Here is a 3,058-nt window from a genome sequence, read left to right on the forward strand (position 1 = left end):
GCTTGCTTGCTTGCTTGCTTGCTTGCTTACCAGTATTTTGCTCTTTTTCCATCATTGCAACATCTCCTTTTTATTTAAAATCACTGCCAACTGATTCGGACTAAACCGCCAGCCCTGTTCGCTATTAAAAATGGCATTAAAGCACCATTCAGAACAAAAGAACTTATCCCCACGTTGCTTAAAGCCAAGTACTACGCCCAATGCTCCCCACAGGTCATATTTCTTGCCTTTAGTTTGCTCAAAATAGGCTTTAATTTGTGCCTCACTGATGTTTGATAACTCAACTAAATCCCACTTAGAGCGGTCAGATACATTGATAATTTTGCAACGCACGCCCCCATCACGAGGGCTTGCGCTGTAACACTCAAACCACTCATCTCGGTGATAATGGTCGAAAATTCGACTTTTATGTATTACAATCTCGCAATGCGAGTATTGTCCCTTGGTTGCTTTGCGAATCAGCCAATCTTTAAAGCGTTCTCGCCAGCTTTTAGCATTGCCTTTATATAAAGCAAGGTAGATTTTATCCATTCGCTACTCCTGCAAACTCATCATAAGTCTGCGTCCACCCACTCGAATAATCATATTCAAGTGGATTTTCTACTTGCTCCACCATCGCTTTATGCTTCAAGGCGTTAGCGTGATTGCCTGTCTTGGCTTCCATTAACACCTGCCAAATGACTAACAATTTTTCTTTATTAATCATCGCAACGGAATTATCGGCGAACGTCCACGGAATTTCTTGGTCGCCGAATAAGTCAAACGTAGCTTTGACAGACAAAATATTGCGTTCAGCGGTGGCATCGGTATCAATCCATTTGTCGATAGCAGGCACATAAACACCGCCATTGATTTTCCTATCTCGCAAGGCGTTGATGGCGTCACGGACTTGTTGGCGTTGTGATTCTAGTAAGCTGGTTTGTTTTTCTGTCAAAATTATCCATCCTGAGCCGTCCCACTCGTGTGCTTGGCTTGGGCAAGGTGGCGTTACTTTTACAACATCATCCTTCAGATACAAGATACCACCCGCTTTCAGTCCTTCTAATAATTTTTTAGCTTCTTCATCGCTAATTGGTAACGCTTGCCGCGGAATATCATCAAGCTGATCGTTTAAAAGTGATTGTTGATTTAAGTCTAAATAATATGTCATATCATTTCCCTTAGTTACAGCAACAAATAAGATGCAACAAATGAACAATGCCTTAATTCTGTCGTTGATGAGACACCCGAAAACTTCAACTTACCTTGCGCAGTATCCATAGAGATAGATCCATGCATTACACCGTCAGATGAATTCCAAACTCCTGCGCAATCAGCCCAGCTCGGCGAATCTGAAGCAAATGGGATATCGACTAATACGGATAACCGCCCAACACTAGATGGTTTGATAGAAATATAACCACTTACTTGTACGATATCACCAATTTTTAGGTGTTTAGTCCGTAAACTTTCCGCACTATCCACATTGGTTAATGGGGATGCAGTCAGGGTAGTCCGACGAATATTAGTATCACGTTCAATTTCCCAGTTGTTATTTTTGCGTTTCCGAGTAACACCCGTTTGTGTGTCAATAAATATAGAGCCATCTCTTGCCGGAGCACCATAACTACCAAACCATTTTGACCGTACATTGAATAAGACTGGAGAACCTAAAATAGGAGGTGCGCCATCGGTTTTAACTGGATCTACATAATCGAAATCAAAAAAACTATCCACAGGGTTGTAATAAGACTCGATACGTATTGCTGCAATACCTCCTCGAATAAGCACGCCAGTTGTGACAAATTGACTGATTGAGCCAGCCTCACCACCCCCTTTGACAAAATAAATAACGGGACTTCCAGCGGATTTATTACTGTAAGATCCATTGCTTACTTGCACATTTTTAACTATACCGTGCCAACCCGGATATTCTGAGTAAGTACTTGCTACAATGCGGATTGCGTGTTGTCTGCAGTTGTCCACATTATTATTAGTCAAGAATACATCCTCTACAGATTCCAGGCTGATTCCATGCCAGCAAGAATGCTCAAAATCTTTATTTATAACGCTTGAGTTTGACACATGAACATTTTTTACAACAGAGAGAAGAAAACCACAGAAATTACCTTGCCCCCGGGCATTAGTATTAACATCTGCTACGTGACAGTTATCAAAGAAGATATTTTGATGGGCTTGCCCTATAACTCCTGTCGCACCTAGCACCTTAAATCCACACCCTCCTGTGGCTGTATTCCCATTTGCATTGCCCGGTTTTATCGCCTGACAACTATTGAACCACACATTTGCCACCGTAAACCCTCCGCCAATACGATAACCATGCTCTGCGGAATCTCTCACAGTCCAATCATTAAAATGCAAGTTATTAGCACTACCGCTATACAATGTACTTTCAATGAGTAAACCGTTATTACCTGCCCCTCCTGTTGCACTTGGAGATGTGGAGTGGATGCTGGCTCCATTAAAATAGCAATGGCTAGCGTCTCGTAAATAAACACCAGTAACATAACTATCGATAGATATATTATTAATTTCACAGTTTTTTATGTTATACCCTAAAACACCTGCTTTAAAATTTTTAACAGAGATGCGATTAATACTGACATGCCCCAACCTTGTTTGATCATCCGACTGAATATGAATTCCATATTGAGAATCAATTGAGTCTGACTCGCAAATGAGTTCCTCAATAGAGACGTTTGACCCTTTAATTCGAATTCCATTGTCGTTCTCTGCTCCTTGAGTCTTAACATGCAATCTATCTATCACGACATTGCTATAAATGCCTACAGCTGCGACATGTCCTGTTTTATTTTTGCGGAAAACTGCACCATTAGTTTTTATGTGTGAGTATTCGGGGATATTAATGAACGAAATGTAGTAAGTCTGATTAAATCCAAATTCAAGCTGTTTACCTAATCTTGCTGCTGTATCCAGAGCAGTTTGAATCCCAAAGGTAACATCTTTGGCTTGAGCTTTAATGCCAAAATCATCGACATGAAGTGTTGCAGTAATAATTCTCTTCCACCGTCCCCCATTTCCATCAACCACAAAACAC

At 41.0% G+C, this 3,058-nt stretch carries 3 protein-coding genes; all 3 read right to left on the bottom strand.

Annotation, left to right across the window (positions count from 1 at the left end; genetic code table 11):
* Nucleotides 1-51: 51 nt before the first annotated feature.
* Nucleotides 52-531 (bottom strand): hypothetical protein, encoded by a 480-nt coding sequence (locus tag AM305_RS10400; RefSeq protein WP_005825850.1) that lies wholly within the window; start codon nt 529-531, stop codon nt 52-54.
* On the bottom strand, nt 524-1,150 hold the full coding sequence (locus tag AM305_RS10405) for a DUF4376 domain-containing protein (protein ID WP_005825851.1): 627 nt from the start codon (nt 1,148-1,150) through the stop codon (nt 524-526). Before AM305_RS10405 ends, AM305_RS10400 begins: the two co-directional genes overlap by 8 nt.
* A gap of 14 nt (nt 1,151-1,164) precedes the next feature.
* Nucleotides 1,165-3,058, bottom strand: a 1,894-nt coding sequence (locus AM305_RS12490; RefSeq protein WP_005825854.1) for a hypothetical protein, incomplete at its 5' end; no start/stop codon positions are given.

It is taken from the genome of Actinobacillus minor NM305, from assembly GCF_000175195.1.
Taxonomy (GTDB): Bacteria; Pseudomonadota; Gammaproteobacteria; order Enterobacterales; family Pasteurellaceae; genus Haemophilus_A; species Haemophilus_A minor.

What these genes read in the sequence shown, in the direction of transcription:
- AM305_RS10400 (WP_005825850.1), bottom strand. Translation starts at nt 531, where the DNA reads ATGGATAAAATCTACCTTGCTTTATATAAAGGCAATGCTAAAAGCTGG.
- AM305_RS10405 (WP_005825851.1), bottom strand. Translation starts at nt 1,150, where the DNA reads ATGACATATTATTTAGACTTAAATCAACAATCACTTTTAAACGATCAG.